This is a genomic window from Pseudomonas sp. MIACH, from assembly GCF_001269925.1.
Lineage (GTDB): Bacteria > Pseudomonadota > Gammaproteobacteria > Pseudomonadales > Pseudomonadaceae > Aquipseudomonas.
In genome coordinates, this window is the sequence record NZ_LHVO01000029.1 from 1 (window position 1) to 15657 (window position 15657).

The following is a 15657-nucleotide window of genomic DNA, read 5'->3' on the forward strand; positions in this document are numbered from 1 at the left end:
GCAGCCCAACGCGGGGCAAGCCCGCTCGCCACAACAATGTCAAAGTTGCCCGCTTTGGAAGCGATTTAAGCAAACACAAAATACTTACGCACCGTCTCGACCACTTCCCACGTCCCCTTCATCCCTGGCTCCACCACGAAGATATCCCCCGCACGCAGATGGATCGGCTCCATCCCCTCAGGGGTGATCACGCAGTAGCCTTCCTGGAAATGGCAGTATTCCCACTTCACGTATTCCACGTACCACTTACCGGGGGTGCAGATCCAGGTGCCCATGATCTTGCTGCCGTCTTCGCTGGTGTAGGCGTTGAGGTTGACGGTGTGCGGGTCGCCTTCGAGCTTTTCCCATTTGCAGGCATCCAGGACCGGCAAGGGGTGGGTGTCGCGCAGTACGGTGATGGGCTTGGACATGATGCCTCCGAGGCAGGGAATGGAAAGATCCACCCTACGGCCTTGAGCGTTGCGCCAGTGGTCTGAACTCGACACCGGGATGCCCAGAAGCGCAGGTGAACACGACTCCTCAGGCCATGCGTAGCCAATGTGGCAGCGCCACTGTGGCCAGGCGACACTTCTGAGCGTGAATAGGCCATTTCTTCGCAGTAAGTGCGAAATATTTCCTGCTTGGCGCAGGAATTCGCAAGAAAATTCGCAGCTGGCCCTCGTATCATTCACCCCAGTAACCGCCGAGAGCCTTTAAATGAACCCAATAAAAACGTGGTGGGACATCAGCCCGCCCTTGAGCACGGCGACCCCGACCTGGCCGGGGGATACGCCGTTCCAGGAAGAGCGTGTGTGGCAGTTCGGCCCGGAGTGCCCGGTGAATGTCGGGCGCATTACCTTGTCGCCGCACACCGGCGCCCATGTGGATGCGCCGCTGCATTACAGCGCGGACGGTGCGCCGATTGGGGAGGTGTCGCTGGAGGTGTACATGGGCCCGTGCCGGGTGCTGCATTGCCTGGGCAGCGGTGCGCTGGTGCAGCCGCATCAGTTGGACGGGCGTGTGGATAACCTGCCGGAGCGCGTGCTGTTGCGTACTTATCCACAAGCACCGCTGACCGAATGGGATTCGAACTTCACCGCCCTCGCCCCGCAGACCATTGAACGGCTGGCCAGCCTGGGGGTGCGCCTGATCGGCATCGACACGCCTTCACTCGACCCGCAACAGTCCAAGACCATGGACGCCCACAACGCCGTGGCGCGGCATGGCATGGCGATTCTCGAAGGCATCGTGCTCGATGACGTACCGGAGGGCGACTACGAACTGATCGCCTTGCCGCTGCGTTTCGCCAACCTGGACGCGAGCCCGGTTCGTGCCATTCTCCGATCGCTCAAGGAGCCCACGCGATGAGCCAATGTCCTTTCTCTGCCGACTACCAGCCACCGGAAGAATGGCATAACGCCGAACTGAATTTTTCCGAGTCCATGAGCTACGGCGATTACCTGGACCTGGGCAAGGTCCTCAGTGCCCAGCATCCGCTGTCGCCGGACCACAACGAAATGCTCTTCATCATCCAGCACCAGACCTCCGAGCTGTGGATGAAACTGATGCTCCACGAACTCAAGGCCGCCCGCGAACACGTGCGCCTGGGCGAATTGCCGCCGGCGTTCAAGATGCTGGCGCGGGTGTCGCGGATCTTCGACCAACTGGTGCACGCCTGGGCCGTGCTGGCGACCATGACGCCGTCGGAATACAAGGCGATTCGCCCGTTCCTGGGGCAGTCGTCCGGGTTCCAGTCGTTCCAGTACCGCGAGATCGAATTTATCCTCGGCAACAAGAGCGCGACGCTGCTGCGGCCCCATGCCCATCGGCCTGAGTTGTTGCAGGAGTTGCAGGTAGCGATTGCCACGCCGTCGCTGTATGACGAAGCGGTGAACCTGATGGCCAAGGCGGGCCTGGCGATTGACCCCAAGCGTGCCGAGCGCGACCCGACGGCGGCGACCATTCACGATGAGTCGGTGGAGGCGGCGTGGCGCGAGGTGTATCGCGACCCGAGCCGGTATTGGGACTTGTATCAGTTGGCCGAGAAGTTTATCGACCTGGAGGATTCTTTCCGCCAATGGCGCTTCCGGCATGTGACCACAGTGGAGCGGATTATCGGCTTCCAGCCGGGTACTGGTGGCACCGAAGGCGTGGGGTACCTGCGCAAGATGCTCGACACGGTGCTGTTCCCCGAGCTGTGGCGAGTGCGCTCCACGCTGTAAACAAAAAGCCCCGGATCACCGGGGCTTTTCATTTGCAATGCAATCAAATGCGGGAGGCGGCGACCGCTTTCGTCTTACTCACTCGCAACCGGTAGGCAATGTAGATAATCCCCACCCAAACCGGCATCGCATACACCGACTCGCGAATACCCGGGATCGCCAGCATCACGCTGATGATCATCAGCATGAACGCCAGGCACAGGTAGTTGCTGAACGGGAACCAGAAGGTCTTGAACGACGGCGTCACGCCTTGATCGCCCATGGCCTTGCGGAACTTGATGTGGGTGATGCTGATCAGCGCCCAGTTGATCATCAGCGAGGCAACCACCAGCGCGAACAGCAACTCCAGCGCACTCTGCGGCGCTACGTAGTTGACCACCACGCACAGCATCGTCACCAACGCCGAGATCGCCAGGGCCCGCAGCGGTACGCCTTGCTTGTTGAGCTTCATCAGCGCTTTCGGCGCATCACCTTGCTCGGCCAGGCCGAACAGCATGCGGCTGTTGCAGTACACGCCGCTGTTGTACACCGACAGCGCTGCGGTCAGCACCACAAAGTTGAGGATGTGGGCGGCGGTGTCGTTGCCGATCAGCGAGAAGATCTGCACAAACGGGCTGCCGCTGTAGGCATCGCCCGACGCGCCGAGGGTTTGCAGGAGTTGATCCCATGGGTACAGCGACAGCAGCACGGTCAATGCGCCGACATAGAAAATCAGGATCCGGTACACCACCTGGTTGATCGCTTTCGGGATCACTTTGCGTGGTTCGCTGGCTTCGGCGGCGGTAATACCCACCAGCTCCAGGCCGCCGAACGAGAACATGATGAAGGCCATGGACATCAACAGCCCCATGCCGCCATTCGGGAAGAACCCACCGTGGCTCCACAGGTTGCTGATGGAGGCTTGCGGGCCGCCGGTGCCGCTGAACAGCAGGTAGCAGCCGAGCATGATCATGCCGACAATCGCCACCACCTTGATGATCGCAAACCAGAACTCGGCCTCACCGAAGAACTTCACGTTCAGGGTGTTGATCAGGTTCACTGCGACAAAGAACACCAGCGCGCTGACCCAGGTCGGAATCTCCGGCCACCAGAACTGGATGTACTTGCCCACGGCGGTCAGCTCGGCCATGCCCACCAGCACGTAGAGTACCCAGTAGTTCCAGCCGGCCAGGAAGCCCGCGTAACCGCCCCAGTATTTGTGCGCGAAGTGGCTGAACGAGCCGGCCACCGGTTCTTCGACGATCATCTCGCCGAGCTGGCGCATGATCAGGAACGCGATGAAACCGGCGATCGCGTAGCCCAGGATCATCGACGGCCCCGCCGACTTGAGTACCCCGGCCGAACCGAGGAACAGCCCCGTGCCAATCGCCCCTCCCAAGGCGATCAACTGAATATGCCGGTTCTTCAGGCCACGCTTGAGGCCTACCGGGTTAACCATGTCATCCGCCATTAACGTTCCCTTCTACTTGTTTTTCTCGGGGTTGATTGCACGCCGCATCCGCCCCTCAGAAGTGCTGAGGAGTCAGATATTACTCTGCGTAAACTTTTCGTAATACAGCTGAACGCCATCAAGTGCCTGATCCGCCAGCCATTGTTGGATGGATTCGACCATCGGCGGGGGGCCGCACACGTACATATCCGCCGATCTGTCCCGCAATTCGGCCAGGTCGAAATGTTCGGTGAGGTAGCCGCGTTTGCCGGACCACTCGGGCGACGGGGCGCTCAACACTTCGGTGTAGCGAAAGCCGGGGATTTTCGAGGCGTATTGATGGATACGCTGCGCTTCGCATAAATCCTCAGCCCCGCGCACGCCGTAATACAGGTGCACCGGTTGCTCGCAGCCCGTGGCGGCCAGTTCATCGAGCATGCCCAGTAGCGCTGATAGTCCGGTGCCGCCGGCCACCAGCACCAACGGTTTGCTGACATGACGCAGGTAGAACGCCCCCAGCGGCGCCTCGATCAGCAACGCATCGCCGACTTGGCAACGTTCCCGCAGGTAGTTGCTCATCACCCCATCCGGCAGCAGGCGGATCAGGAACTGCAGCTGATTGCCCGGTCGGTTGGCGAAAGAGTAGGAGCGCCAGCTCGGCGTGCCCGGCACCGAGATGCGCGCATATTGGCCCGGTAGAAAATCCAGCGACGCGTCCAAGCGCACAGTCAAGATCGCCGTACTGGCCGACACCTGCTGCACCTCGCTTACCGTGGCGCGCACCTGCACCGGCCCTGGCGCATTACACAGGCTCGAATCAAAGTCGAAGTAGAACGCCGCGTCGGACTTCACCCGGGTCTGGCAACTGAGCATCTTGCGCTGTTGCAGGTCGAGTCTGGAGAGGGCTTCCTCGTCCACATAGTCCTGGGTGTAATCCCCCGATTCGCACCGGCCCTGGCAGGTACCGCACACGCCTTCGCGGCAATCCAGAGGGATCTTGATGCCATTGCGCAGTGCCGCATCCAACAGGATTTCATGGGCGCCCACCGGGAAAAACAGAGTCTTGCCGTCGGCAAAACTGAAGGCCACTTTGTGATTCATGTAGGGGATCTCCGCCTATTGATGACGTGCGCACAACAGGGCTGCTCGCCACAAAGGCGCGTTTAGAGGTGATAGAAATCCAGCACCGAATTGATCGTGTCGTTAAGCAGCAGCGCGTGCTTGCGGGTGATCAGCCAGCTGTCGCCATGGGGCTTGAGGCGATAGGTGGCATGCCCGTAGAACTGCTCCGACGTGGCCAGCCGATAGAACAGCGTGTGCCAGTTCAACCGGACCTCCAAGGTGCCATCCGCCTGCTCGGCGATGCGCACGTTGTTGATCAGGTGCAAGGTGCGCGGCATCGGTGTGGCAGACGCCGCCTTGCCGGTGCGCAGGCGGAACACGCGGTCTTCCAGGCCCGAACGGTTGGCGTAGTAGATCAGTGACATCTCACGCTTGGGGTCGCGGGTGTAGACGTGCTCCGAGTCCCATTGCGGCAGGTGGAATTCGCTCTGCGGGTCGAACAACTGCACATAGGCGTCCCAGTCCTGGGCGTCGCACAGCTCGGATTTACGGTAGAAAAACTGCTCGATCCGGTACTGCAATGGCGCATTCATCACTTCACCTCCCGCAGTTTCAGCGCTTGTTGGTCCAGGCCCTTGAGCAGGAAGTGCTGCCAGTTGCGGTGCTGGTTGACGTACAGGCCTTCATGGGTGAACTCGGTGCCGGTCATGGCCGGTTGAATGCCGATGGCCTCGCTGTTCGGCGTCGGCCCGGTTTCCCAGCGGTGGCTGCCGCGTGAGATATCGCTCCAGCGTTCCAGGCGGCCCTGGAAACCACGCTGGGCTTCGCGAAATTCCACCAGGTCGTCCGGGGTGCCCATGCCCGAGACGTTGAAGAAGTCCTCGAACTGGCGAATACGGTTTTCACGGTCGGCGTCGGATTCACCCTTCACCCCCAGGCACTGGCTGATGATCTCGGTCTTGTTCCACGCCACCGGGCGGATGATGCGCAACTGCGAGCTGATCTGGTCGAGGAAGAACAGGCTCGGGTAGATGTTCAGGTTGCGCAGGCGGTGCATCATCCACTCGGCCTTCTGCTGGCCGTGCTCTTGCACCAGGCGCGGCATGATGGTGGCGTAGCCGGAGCGCACGCTGGGGTTGGGCATGTCGCTGAACAACACGCTGTGGCCATTGTTGAAGGCGAACCAACCGTCATCGGTGTTGGCGTCGCCGGCGCCGAGCTTGCTGTAGTCCAGGGTGCTGGCGGACCCGCTGCCGTTTTCGGTATTCACCTGCTGGCGATGCTGCACCGTGGCCACGTAGTTGTAGTGCACGGTGCTGACGTGATACCCGTCCAGGCCGTTTTCGTTTTGCAGTTTCCAGTTGCCGTCGTAGGTGTAGGCAGACTTGCCCGGCAGCACTTCAAGTTCACCGGAGGCGGACTGCGCGACCATCATGTCGAAGAACACTTTGGCGTCGCCGAGGAAGTCTTCCAGGCTGTCACGGCCATTCACATCCAGGCTGATGAAGACAAAGCCCTTGTAGCTGTCGATGCGCGCCTTTTTCAAACCGCGCGTGGCTTTGTCAAAACCGTCGGGGTATTCCCCTGGCGCCTTGACCTTCACCAGCCGGCCATCGCTCTTGTAGCACCAGGCGTGGAACGGGCAGGTGAAGGTCGACTGGTTGCCCTTGCCGACCCGGGTGAGGGTGGTGCCGCGATGCTGGCAAGCGTTGATCAGCGCATTGAGCCGGCCCTCGCCATCGCGGGTGATGATCATCGGCTGGCGCCCGGCGCGCATCGTCACGAAGTCGTGGTGATTGGCCAGTTCGCTTTCATGGCAGGCGTAGATCCAGTTCTTCTCGAAGATCAGCTCCATTTCCAGATCGAACAACTCGGGCTCGGTAAACATGTCGCGGGCGATGCGGAACACGGCGTCTGCCGGACGAAAATCCAGGCAGCTCTCGATAAAGCTTTTCCATTGCTCGACGCTTCTTGCACCACTCATGGGAGGCACCTTTTGATAATGGCTAAACAGGTGGGCCATTAAGAGGCTGCGACAAGGTGGCGGGCTATCCGCTTAATGGGGGAAGGTGGGCCGGAAAGTTGGGCAGCAAATACCCACGGTGGTGCAGGACGGTGACGCGACGCGCGACCGTCTGGCGCAGCAAGGGGCGTCAACACCTGCGGTTTATCCACTTAGTTGACGGTTGCTATCCACCCGGTTGCAATCGGGCCGGCGTGGCGTAGAACTTGCTGTGGAACCACAACGACGCGCCGCCAGAGCGCGCAACCGCCTAACCGCCGTGGGTGCAACCTGATGAGTAGCCAGACACGCGATATCCATATTCAACGCTTCGACCTCGAAGGCGCCCGCAGCTGGATGTCCGGCATTTGCGGGCCGCACCGCCTGGCGACGAGCACGCCCGAGCGCCTGCGTTTTCATCACAGTGCCAACGTGTTCAAGTCCCGCGCCACCACCCTGGGCGTGATCGAATACGGCACCGACGTGACCATCGATATCGAAGACGCCGAGCACTTCAGCAGCTACAGCGTGAGCCTGCCGCTGGTGGGCGAGCAGGCGTTGAGCAAGAACGGTGAGTGCCTGGGTTCCAACCGCGATCAGGGCGTGATCATCGCGCCCAACGAGCACCAGGTGCTGGCGATTTCCGGTGACTGCCGCAAGTTGCAAGTGGTGATCACGCGGGCGGCGATGAGCGAATCGCTGGAAGGCTTGCTGCAACGGCCGATCGAGGCGCCGCTGCAATTTGAGCCGGTGATGGATGCGGTGGAGGGCGCTTCGGCGTCGTGGTGGCGCATGGCGCGCTATTTCATTGCCGAGCTGGAAGGCAGCAGTGAGTTGTATGAGCAGGCGGCGTTTACCCGTGACCTGGAAAGCTCGCTGATCAAGGGCCTGATCCTCGCCCAACCGAACAACTACTCGGAAGAACTGCGCGCCGTACTGGGGGTGAAACTGCCGCATTACCTGATCCGTGCGCGCGAATACATTCACGCCAACGCCCGCGAGGCGCTGCACCTCGAAGACCTGGAAGCCGCTGCCGGCGTGTCACGGTTCAAGCTGTTCGATGCGTTTCGCAAGTACTTCGCGCTGTCGCCCATGGCCTACCTGAAAAAGCACCGACTCATTGCCGTGCGCCAGGAAATCCTTGAGCACGGTTCAATCCGCACCATCTCCGAGATTGCCCTGGGCTGGGGCTTTACCCACCTGGGGCGGTTCTCGGCGGAGTATCGAAAACTGTTCGATGAGTCCCCCAGCCAGACGTTGCAGCGCAAGCGTATGCGCAGTACTTGAACCTGATGAAGATCAACATGTGGGAGGGTTTCAGATCAGTTCCTCAACCAACTGCAGACAATGACTAAGCCCTGGCGACTGATCATTCACCCGTCGGCTGAGAATGATCGGCGAGGTCGCCGTCGCTTCCACGATCGGCGTGTAGCCAATATCTGCGCGATGCAGCACCTGCACCGACGCCGGCACCAGCGTCACGCCCATGCCCGCACCGACCAGGCCGATGGCGGTCTGCAATTCGTTGGTCCACTGCGCCACCTTGAGGCTCAGGCCGTGGGCGTCGAACAGCGCGATCACATGGTCGGCATAGCTGGGGCGCGGGTTGCCGGGGTAGAGCACAAACGGCTCGGCGGCCAGTTGGGCGAGGGTCGCGGGGGCGGCCAGCAAGGGGTGGCCGGCGGGCAGCACGGCGACCAACCGATCCTCCACCAGCACGCGCTGGACGATGGCCGGGTCGTCAATGCGAATGCGCCCGAAGCCCACGTCGATACGCCCGGCCTTGAGCGCCTCGACCTGCTGCAAGGTGGTCATCTCCGACAACCCCAACTCCAGCTCCAACGCGTCATGGGTGCGCAGCCGCCGAATCAATTCCGGCAGCACGCCATACAAGGTCGACGGTGCAAAGCCAATGCCCAGCCAGGTCTTCTCGCCCTGGCCGATGCGTCGCGTGTTGTCGCAGACTTTGGCCAATTGTTCGAGCAACACATTGGCGTGCTCATAGAAAAACCGCCCGGCCTCGGTCAGCCGCAGCGGTCGGCCACGCTCCAGCAGAATCACACCCAATTCCTCTTCCAATTGCTGGATCTGCCGGCTCAACGGCGGCTGGGCGATGTGCAGGCGTTCGGCCGCGCGGGTGAAGTTGAGGGTCTGCCCCAACACCTGGAAGTAGCGCAGATGACGCAGTTCCATAACGGCTCCTGTCATACCTTGAGGGTATTGCTTGAGACTAATTCTATATTGGAAGCCAGGAAAAATGCGGCACAGAATCGACGTAAATCTATAAAGAACCCAACGGGTATTGCCATGCCGATTTGCGCCATCGAGTCGATCGAGACCATTATCGTCGACCTTCCCACCCTTCGCCCGCACAAGCTGGCGATGCACACCATGCAGAACCAGACCCTGGTGATCATCCGCGTGCGCTGCGCAGACGGCATCGAAGGCATCGGTGAGTCCACCACCATCGGCGGCCTGAGCTACGGTAACGAGAGTCCCGACAGCATCAAGGTCAACATTGACCGTCACTTCGCACCACTGCTGATCGGCCAGGACGCCAGCAATATCAACGCGGCCATGTTGCGCCTGGAGCGCAGCATTCGCGGCAACACCTTTGCCAAATCCGGTATCGAAAGCGCCTTGCTCGACGCCCTCGGCAAGCGCCTGAACCTGCCCGTCAGCGAACTGCTCGGTGGGCGTGTGCGCGATGCGCTGCCGGTGGCCTGGACCCTCGCCAGCGGCAATACCGCCCAGGACATTGCCGAGGCCGAAAAGATGCTCGACCTGCGCCGGCACCGCATCTTCAAATTGAAGATCGGTGCCGGTGAAGTCGGCCATGACCTGGCCCATGTCATCGCGATCAAAAAGGCCTTGGGCGAGCGTGCCAGCGTGCGCGTCGACGTCAACCAGGCCTGGGACGAAGCCGTGGCCCTGCGTGCGTGCAAGGTGCTCGGCGACAATGGCGTCGACCTGATCGAACAGCCGATCTCGCGCAATAACCGTGGCGGCATGGCCCGGCTCAACCTGTCGAGCCCGGTGCCGATCATGGCCGACGAATCCATCGAGTGTGTGGAAGATGCCTTCAACCTGGCCCGTGAAGGCGCGGCCTCGGTGTTCGCCCTGAAGATCGCCAAGAACGGCGGCCCCCGCGCGGTATTGCGCACCGCCGCGATTGCCGAAGCCGCCGGTATCGGCCTGTACGGCGGCACCATGCTTGAAGGCGGGATCGGCACCCTCGCGTCGGCGCATGCCTTCCTCACGCTGAACACGTTGGCGTGGGGCACCGAGTTGTTCGGCCCGTTGCTGCTGACCGAAGACATCCTCACCGAGCCGCCGCTGTACCGCGACTTCCAGCTGCATGTCTCCCACTTACCGGGCCTGGGCCTGGCCATCGATGAAGAGCGCCTGGCGTTCTTCCGTCGTGACAAACACTAAGAGGCACCGCCATGTTGTTCCACGTAAAAATGACCGTGAACCTGCCCGTCGACATGAACCCGGAACGCGCCGCCCACCTCAAGGCCGACGAAAAAGCCCTGGCTCGACGTTTACAAGAGCAAGGAAAGTGGCGCCACTTGTGGCGCATCGCCGGGCTCTACGCCAACTACAGCGTGTTCGATGTCGACAGTGTGCAAGAGCTGCATGACCTGCTGATGCAACTGCCGCTTTATCCCTACATGGCCATCGAAGTGAACGCCTTGTGCCGGCACCCTTCGTCGATCCATGAGGACGACCGCTAGGCCGGTCTTCACCCTAATAACTACAAGATGAGGAATGCACCATGTCCATCCGACTGTCCCAGACTGCCCATGCCCAACAGTTTCTCGAAGAAGCCAGCGGCAACCTCACTGACGGCGGTAACCCGCGCACCAAGGCGCTGATTTACCGGATCCTGCGCGATACGGTAAACATCATCGAAGACCTGGAAGTGACCCCGGAAGAGTTCTGGAAGGCGGTCAACTACCTCAATGAATTGGGCAAGAATCAGGAGGCCGGACTGCTCGCCGCCGGGCTCGGCCTGGAGCATTACCTGGATATGCTGATGGACGCCGCCGACGAGGAAGCCGGCAAATCCGGTGGTACCCCGCGCACCATCGAAGGCCCGCTGTATGTGGCCGGCGCGCCGCTGTCGAAGTACGAGGCACGGCTGGACGATGGCAAGGACGAGGCGGTGCCGCTGTTTATGCGCGGGCAAGTGCGCGACACCGAGGGCAAGCCGTTGGCCGGGGCGATTGTCGATGTGTGGCAGGCCAATACCGGTGGCACCTATTCGTGGTTCGACCCGACGCAATCCGAATTCAACCTGCGCCGCCGCATCGAGACCGACGCCCAGGGCAACTACCGCTTTCGCAGCATCGTGCCGTCGGGCTACGGCTGCCCGCCGACCGGGCCGACCCAGCAGTTGCTCGATCAACTGGGGCGCCACGGACAGCGGCCGGCGCATATCCACTTCTTCATCTCGGCGCCGGGGTATCGGCACCTGACCACGCAGATCAACCTGTCGGATGACCCGTACCTGCATGATGATTTTGCCTACGCAACGCGGGACGAATTGATTGCCGAGATTCGCTTCAGCGAAGATCCGCAACTGGCGCGGGAGTTTGGCGTGGAAGGGCGGTTTGCGCAGATTGATTTTGACTTTGAGTTGCAAACCGCCGCAGCGCCGGTAGAGCAAAAACGCATGCAGCGGGTTCGCGCCCTCGAAGACTAAATGCGGTCAACAATGTGGGAGGGGGCAAGTCGAGTCGTCGCACCGCCCCTCCCACATTTGATCGGTGTCGTGGCTGACTATTTGCGAACGACCAGATCAAGCACCTCATCCCGATCCTTGATCTTCTGCAACACAATCTCCGAGCGGATATCCATCACCCCCGCCGTGCGGTTCAGGTGGTTCACGATAAAGTCCGAAAAGTGCTTGAGGTTGCGCGCCTGCACGCGCAGCACATAGTTGCTGGCGCCGGTGATCACGTACGCGCTGGCCACCTCCGGCCAGCCTTGCACCTTCTTGATAAACGTCTCATGCCAATCCTCCACATCCTGGCGCAATGACAGGTGGACGATGGCCTCCAGCTCGATCCCCAATTGTTCGGCATTCAGCACTGCGCGGTAGCCGCTGATGATTCCTTCACTCTCCAGCAGACGCAAACGGCGCAGGCAGGCGGAGGGCGACAGTGCGACTTTTTCCGCCAGTTCCTGGTTGCTGATACGGCCATCCTGTTGCAGGAAATGCAGGAGGCGCAGGTCGGTGGCGTCAAGAATCATGGTTTGAATAAATCCGCGTGTTTAGGGGTTAAATTCGAATTTCCTACTGCTTAATTAGCCTGTTGCCCACCACTTTGCACGAAAATTCTCTAAATCTTCGTTCATTATTTGCTGCATCTCCACTTACAAAAACCAGGACCGCCCATGACCTCTCGCAGCCACTGCCAAGCCCTCGACACCCAGGACCCGCTGGCGCCCCTGCGTCACCAGTTCGCCTTGCCGCAGGACGTTATCTACCTGGACGGCAACTCCCTCGGTGCGCGTCCGGTGGCGGCGCTGGAGCGCGCGCAGGCGGTCATCGCGCAAGAGTGGGGCAATGGCTTGATCCGCAGTTGGAACAGTGCCGGCTGGGCCGACTTGTCCCAGCGCCTGGGCAACCGCCTGGCGCCGCTGATCGGTGCGCGCGACGGTGAGGTGGTGATCACCGATACCACTTCGATCAACCTGTTCAAGGTGCTCAGCGCCGCCTTGAGCGTGCAGCGCCAACGTGAACCTGCGCGCAAGGTGATCGTCAGCGAAGCGAGCAACTTCCCCACCGATTTGTACATCGCCCAGGGCCTCGCCGAGTTGCTGCAACAGGGCTATTCCCTGCGCCTGGTCAACCGCCCGGATGAACTGCCCGAGGCCATCGACGCGGACGTGGCGGTGGTGATGCTCACCCACGTCAACTACAAGACCGGCTACATGTACGACATGCAGGCGCTCACCGCCTTGAGCCACGAATGCGGCGCGCTGAGCATCTGGGACCTGGCGCACTCGGCCGGCGCGGTGCCGATCGACCTGCACGGCGCCGGTGCCGATTATGCGATTGGCTGCACCTACAAATACCTCAATGGCGGCCCGGGCTCCCAGGCATTTGTGTGGGTCAGCCCGACCCTGGTGGACCTGGTGCATCAGCCGCTGTCGGGCTGGTTCGGGCATACCCGGCAGTTCGCGATGGAATCCAGCTACGCGCCGAGCGCCGGCATCGCCCGCTACCTGTGCGGCACCCAGCCGATCACGTCGCTGGCGATGGTGGAATGCGGCCTGGAGATTTTCGAACAGACCGACATGGCCAGCCTGCGCAGCAAGTCCCTGGCATTGACCGACCTGTTTATCGAGCGGGTCGAAAGCCGCTGCGCCGCCCATAACCTCGTGTTGATCACGCCGCGTGAACACGCCCGGCGTGGCAGCCATGTGAGTTTCGAACACCCTGAGGGATATGCGGTGATCCAGGCCCTGATCGCACGTGGCGTGATCGGTGATTACCGCGAGCCGCGCATCATGCGCTTTGGGTTTACGCCGCTGTACACGAGTTTTACCGAGGTGTGGGATGCGGTGGAAATCCTCGGTGAGATTCTCGATAACAACACCTGGGACCAACCGCAATTCAAGGTCCGCCGCAGCGTCACCTGAATAAACGCTGGACAACAACCACAATAATAAAGGGGCACACCACGTGACCACGCCAGACAACGGCTTTGCCGAGATCACCCACCGCGAACTGGGCCTGAGGCGCCAGCTCACTTCCGGCCAGATGAGCATGATCGCCATCGGTGGCGCCATTGGCACCGGGTTGTTCATGGGCAGCGCCTATGCCATTGGCTATGCCGGGCCCAGCGTGCTGGTGAGCTACGCGATCGGCGCGTTGATCACCTTGTTGCTGATGGGCTGCCTGGCCGAGATGACGGTGGCCCACTCCACCTCCGGCTCTTTCGGCGCCTATGCCGAGTTCTACATCAGCCCGCTGGCCGGGTTCCTGGTGCGTTATGCCTACTGGGCGGCGATTGTGCTGGCGGTGGGCGCCGAAGTCACGGCGGTGGCGATGTACATGAAGTACTGGTTCGCCAACGTGCCGGAATGGGTGTGGATCGTGTCGTTTTCCAGCGTGCTGATCCTGCTCAATGCCATCAGCGTGAAGACGTTCGGCAACTTCGAGTACTGGTTTTCGACGATCAAGATCAGCGCCATCTTCGGCTTCATCATCCTGGCGGTGTACGTGGTGTTCGGCTCCGGCAACCCGGACTATGGCGTGCAGAACTACACGGCCCACGACGGCTTTTTCCCTCATGGGTTGAGCGGCATGTGGATCGCCGTGATCGTGTCGATCTTCAGCTACTTGAGCGTCGAGATGATCGCCGTGGCCGCCGGTGAAGCGGCAGACCCGGAGCAGGCCGTGAAGAAAGCCTTTCGCGCGACCATCGTGCGGTTGGTGGTGTTTTACCTGCTGACCCTGGCGCTGATGCTCGCCATCGTGCCGTGGAACCAGGCCGGTCAGACCCAGAGCCCGTTCGTCACGGTGATGCAGACCATCGGCATTCCCGGCGCCACCGGGGTGATGAATTTCGTGATCCTGATCGCGGCGTTGTCGGCGATGAACAGCCAGCTCTACATCACCACGCGCATGATGTTCAGCCTGTCCCGCGCCGGCTTTGCGCCCAAGTCCATGGGTGCACTGAGCAAGAGCGGCATTCCGCTGAATGCCTTGCTGTTGTCCAGCTCGGGCATTGCCCTGGCGACGCTGTTGAACGTGCTGTACCCGCAAAGCTCGTTCACCCTGATGATGGCGATCTCGATGTTTGGCGCGATCTTCACCTGGTTCATGATCTTCCTCACGCACCTGTTTTTCCGGCGCTATCGCAAGCGTCATGGCGGCGCGAAACTGTCGTTCCAGTTGCGCCTGTTTCCCTACAGCACCTTGCTGGGCCTGGTGCTGATGGGGGCGGTGATGATCACCACGTACTTCACCGAGGCGTTCAAGATGACCCTGGTGTTTGGCGTGCCGTTCCTGCTGATCCTGTCGGCGGTGTATTACGGGTTTTTCCGCAAGGGCAAGGCCAAGGCGTCGAACAAGGCTCTGGCGTAACCCGGCAAGTGTTCGAACGAGCGCGCGCATAGCAGCAGCGTTCGGCGAGCCCAGGCTTCCTGCAACGGTTGGGCGGTGAAGGGGGCTGGCGATTGCCAGCGCGCCAACGCCGCCTGGGGCACGATGCCCAGGCCGGCGCCGCGGGCGACCATGCGCATCAGCCCATCAAAACCCTCGGCGCGGATGCGCGTCTGCACACGAAAGCCTGCGTGCAGCGCCTGTTCTTCCAGGTACACCGAGAGTGCGCTGGCGGTGCCTAAGCCCACGAAATCATAGTGCAGGCTGTCGACAAAACTCACCTTGCCCCCTGCCAGTGGATGGTCGCGCGGCATGATCAGCACCAATGGGTCGTCGCGAAACGGCACGGTCTGCAAACCGTGGGTGTCCACGGCGTCGGAGATGATCCCCAGCTCCGCCGTGCCCTGGCGCAAGGCCTGGGTGATGCGCAGGCTGGGCAATTCCTGCAGGTCGATATCGAGGTTGGGGTGTTCGCGCAGAAAGTCCGCGAGCAGTTCCGGCAGGTATTCGCTGAGTGCGGTGGTGTTGCACAGCAGGCGCACCTGGCCTTTGACGCCGTTGGCGTATTCCGCGAGGTCCTGTTGCAGGTGATCGGCTTGTTGCAACAATAGGCGAGCGTGACGGGCCAAGGCCTTTCCCGCCGGTGTGGGGGTGACGCCTCGACGCCCACGGTCGAGAAACTCGATGCCCAGCGACGCCTCCATCGCCCGGATGCGCGCGCTGGCGGCCGCCAGGGATAAATGACTGCGGGCCGCGCCGGCGGTGATATTGCCGGTGTCGAGGATGTGCAGGTAGAGGCGCAGGTCGATCAGGTCAAAGTGCATGGCTGGTGCTCGGGGTG

The 15657-nt window shown here is 61.4% G+C and carries 16 protein-coding genes; 8 read left to right on the plus strand and 8 right to left on the minus strand.

From position 1 onward, the window contains the following. Positions 1 to 65: 65 nt before the first annotated feature. Positions 66 to 410 (minus strand): cupin domain-containing protein, encoded by a 345-nt coding sequence (locus AD670_RS11685; RefSeq protein WP_003230905.1) that lies wholly within the window; start codon positions 408 to 410, stop codon positions 66 to 68. Positions 411 to 696: 286 nt separating this feature from the next. Between AD670_RS11685 and kynB the strand changes: the two genes are divergently transcribed. Both kynB and kynA read left to right on the plus strand, forming a co-directional pair. Then, entirely contained in the window at positions 697 to 1347 is a 651-nt protein-coding gene (kynB, locus tag AD670_RS11690; protein WP_053131947.1) for an arylformamidase, read from the plus strand. Further along, a complete protein-coding gene (kynA, locus tag AD670_RS11695) occupies positions 1344 to 2201 on the plus strand; it encodes a tryptophan 2,3-dioxygenase (protein WP_053131950.1) in 858 nt (285 codons plus the stop codon). Before kynB ends, kynA begins: the two co-directional genes overlap by 4 nt. Before the next feature lie 43 nt (positions 2202 to 2244). On the opposite strand, the gene AD670_RS11700 is transcribed toward kynA, so the two are convergent. The 4 genes from AD670_RS11700 to antA all read right to left on the minus strand — a co-directional run bounded on the left by AD670_RS11700 (position 2245) and on the right by antA (position 6676). Continuing rightward, a complete protein-coding gene (locus tag AD670_RS11700) occupies positions 2245 to 3651 on the minus strand; it encodes an amino acid permease (protein ID WP_053131954.1) in 1407 nt (468 codons plus the stop codon). Between the two features lie 72 nt (positions 3652 to 3723). Further along, positions 3724 to 4731, minus strand: a complete 1008-nt coding sequence (antC, locus tag AD670_RS11705) for an anthranilate 1,2-dioxygenase electron transfer component AntC (protein WP_053131956.1) — start codon at positions 4729 to 4731, stop codon at positions 3724 to 3726. 62 nt (positions 4732 to 4793) lie between these two features. Continuing rightward, positions 4794 to 5285, minus strand: a complete 492-nt coding sequence (gene antB, locus AD670_RS11710; RefSeq protein ID WP_053131958.1) for an anthranilate 1,2-dioxygenase small subunit — start codon at positions 5283 to 5285, stop codon at positions 4794 to 4796. Beyond that, positions 5285 to 6676 carry an anthranilate 1,2-dioxygenase large subunit gene (gene antA, locus AD670_RS11715; RefSeq protein WP_053131960.1) on the minus strand — a complete coding sequence of 464 codons (1392 nt, stop codon included), beginning with the start codon at positions 6674 to 6676 and terminating at the stop codon, positions 5285 to 5287. Before antA ends, antB begins: the two co-directional genes overlap by 1 nt. Positions 6677 to 6988: 312 nt before the next feature. Between antA and AD670_RS11720 the strand changes: the two genes are divergently transcribed. Next, positions 6989 to 7981, plus strand: coding sequence for a helix-turn-helix domain-containing protein (locus tag AD670_RS11720; RefSeq protein WP_053131962.1), 993 nt, complete (start codon positions 6989 to 6991; stop codon positions 7979 to 7981). Positions 7982 to 8011: 30 nt separating this feature from the next. Here AD670_RS11720 and AD670_RS11725 read toward each other — a convergent pair whose 3' ends face one another. Next, positions 8012 to 8887 carry a LysR family transcriptional regulator gene (locus AD670_RS11725; RefSeq protein WP_053131966.1) on the minus strand — a complete coding sequence of 292 codons (876 nt, stop codon included), beginning with the start codon at positions 8885 to 8887 and terminating at the stop codon, positions 8012 to 8014. Between the two features lie 114 nt (positions 8888 to 9001). On the opposite strand from AD670_RS11725, the gene AD670_RS11730 reads away from it, so the two are divergent. Genes AD670_RS11730 through catA form a run of 3 tightly spaced genes read left to right on the plus strand, consistent with a single transcriptional unit; the run spans position 9002 to position 11402 of the window. Next, positions 9002 to 10129, plus strand: coding sequence for a muconate cycloisomerase family protein (locus tag AD670_RS11730; protein ID WP_053131969.1), 1128 nt, complete (start codon positions 9002 to 9004; stop codon positions 10127 to 10129). Positions 10130 to 10140: 11 nt separating this feature from the next. Continuing rightward, a complete protein-coding gene (gene catC / locus AD670_RS11735; protein WP_053131972.1) occupies positions 10141 to 10431 on the plus strand; it encodes a muconolactone Delta-isomerase in 291 nt (96 codons plus the stop codon). A gap of 41 nt (positions 10432 to 10472) precedes the next feature. Beyond that, a complete protein-coding gene (gene catA / locus AD670_RS11740) occupies positions 10473 to 11402 on the plus strand; it encodes a catechol 1,2-dioxygenase (RefSeq protein WP_053131975.1) in 930 nt (309 codons plus the stop codon). A gap of 77 nt (positions 11403 to 11479) precedes the next feature. Here catA and AD670_RS11745 read toward each other — a convergent pair whose 3' ends face one another. Further along, the gene (locus AD670_RS11745) at positions 11480 to 11953 is read right to left on the minus strand and encodes an Lrp/AsnC family transcriptional regulator (RefSeq protein WP_003176072.1); all 474 of its coding nucleotides are present in this window, start codon (positions 11951 to 11953) and stop codon (positions 11480 to 11482) included. A 144-nt stretch (positions 11954 to 12097) separates the two neighbouring features. On the opposite strand from AD670_RS11745, the gene kynU reads away from it, so the two are divergent. Together kynU and AD670_RS11755 are read left to right on the plus strand one after the other, a co-directional pair. Continuing rightward, the gene (gene kynU, locus AD670_RS11750; protein WP_053131978.1) at positions 12098 to 13348 is read left to right on the plus strand and encodes a kynureninase; all 1251 of its coding nucleotides are present in this window, start codon (positions 12098 to 12100) and stop codon (positions 13346 to 13348) included. A 43-nt stretch (positions 13349 to 13391) separates the two neighbouring features. Further along, positions 13392 to 14798: an amino acid permease gene (locus AD670_RS11755; RefSeq protein WP_053131981.1), complete on the plus strand. Its 1407-nt coding sequence runs from the start codon at positions 13392 to 13394 to the stop codon at positions 14796 to 14798. Here the strand turns inward: AD670_RS11755 and AD670_RS11760 are convergent. Beyond that, complete coding sequence (locus AD670_RS11760; protein WP_053131984.1) at positions 14744 to 15640, minus strand: LysR substrate-binding domain-containing protein; 897 nt, start codon at positions 15638 to 15640, stop codon at positions 14744 to 14746. The genes AD670_RS11755 and AD670_RS11760 overlap by 55 nt on opposite strands. Positions 15641 to 15657: the final 17 nt, after the last annotated feature.

Coding starts and splice junctions, on each gene's coding strand:
- kynB (WP_053131947.1), top strand. CDS start 697: ATGAACCCAATAAAAACGTGGTGGGACATCAGCCCGCCCTTGAGCACG.
- kynA (WP_053131950.1), top strand. CDS start 1,344: ATGAGCCAATGTCCTTTCTCTGCCGACTACCAGCCACCGGAAGAATGG.
- catA (WP_053131975.1), top strand. CDS start 10,473: ATGTCCATCCGACTGTCCCAGACTGCCCATGCCCAACAGTTTCTCGAA.
- AD670_RS11760 (WP_053131984.1), bottom strand. CDS start 15,640: ATGCACTTTGACCTGATCGACCTGCGCCTCTACCTGCACATCCTCGAC.
- antC (WP_053131956.1), bottom strand. CDS start 4,731: ATGAATCACAAAGTGGCCTTCAGTTTTGCCGACGGCAAGACTCTGTTT.
- AD670_RS11685 (WP_003230905.1), bottom strand. CDS start 410: ATGTCCAAGCCCATCACCGTACTGCGCGACACCCACCCCTTGCCGGTC.
- AD670_RS11745 (WP_003176072.1), bottom strand. CDS start 11,953: ATGATTCTTGACGCCACCGACCTGCGCCTCCTGCATTTCCTGCAACAG.
- AD670_RS11700 (WP_053131954.1), bottom strand. CDS start 3,651: ATGGCGGATGACATGGTTAACCCGGTAGGCCTCAAGCGTGGCCTGAAG.
- antA (WP_053131960.1), bottom strand. CDS start 6,676: ATGAGTGGTGCAAGAAGCGTCGAGCAATGGAAAAGCTTTATCGAGAGC.
- antB (WP_053131958.1), bottom strand. CDS start 5,285: ATGAATGCGCCATTGCAGTACCGGATCGAGCAGTTTTTCTACCGTAAA.
- catC (WP_053131972.1), top strand. CDS start 10,141: ATGTTGTTCCACGTAAAAATGACCGTGAACCTGCCCGTCGACATGAAC.
- AD670_RS11725 (WP_053131966.1), bottom strand. CDS start 8,887: ATGGAACTGCGTCATCTGCGCTACTTCCAGGTGTTGGGGCAGACCCTC.
- AD670_RS11730 (WP_053131969.1), top strand. CDS start 9,002: ATGCCGATTTGCGCCATCGAGTCGATCGAGACCATTATCGTCGACCTT.
- AD670_RS11720 (WP_053131962.1), top strand. CDS start 6,989: ATGAGTAGCCAGACACGCGATATCCATATTCAACGCTTCGACCTCGAA.
- kynU (WP_053131978.1), top strand. CDS start 12,098: ATGACCTCTCGCAGCCACTGCCAAGCCCTCGACACCCAGGACCCGCTG.